Annotated in this window: 1 protein-coding gene; it reads left to right on the top strand. The window is 41.3% G+C overall.

Annotation, left to right across the window (positions count from 1 at the left end; all coding sequences use genetic code 11):
• Positions 1-555, top strand: a 555-nt coding sequence (locus AN391_RS20620; protein WP_327077840.1) for a flagellin hook IN motif-containing protein, incomplete at both ends; no start/stop codon positions are given.

Here is a 555-nt window from a genome sequence, read left to right on the forward strand (position 1 = left end):
AGGTTCAAGTGCGCAAGATGCTGCTAAAGCGATTAACGAAGTTTCAGATACAACTGGGATCAAGGCACAAGCACGGACTCAGGCTACATTGGAACTAGGAACTATTCCTTCAGTTGATAATACAGACCCTTTAAATCCTGTGTATGGTCAATATTCAATGGACCTTAATGGAGAAGCTGTAAGCTTCACCGGAACAGGGGATGCAACATTAGACAGGGATGCAATGGTACAAGCCATTAATGCTGGAACTTCTGACCATGGAGTTTCTGCGAAAGTAGAAAATGGTGAATTTATCATTTCAAGTGATACAGGCGCAGATATCGAAATAGAAGATTTTACTGTAACAAATGGTGATGGCACTGATGCTGCAACTACTTTAGAAATTACAGCGCAAGGCTATGACGGAACAGATTCAGCCACACCAACTACTTTAACAAGTGATCCTACTGGCAGTACAGGTGACTCAGCTAGGATTTATGGTGGTATCCAATTAAATTCATCAACTACATTTACAGCAGAAGCAAGTGACGTTTTACTAGCTCAAACAGATACTGA

Source organism: Pseudoalteromonas sp. P1-13-1a, from assembly GCF_001401875.1.
Classification (GTDB): domain Bacteria; phylum Pseudomonadota; class Gammaproteobacteria; order Enterobacterales; family Alteromonadaceae; genus Pseudoalteromonas.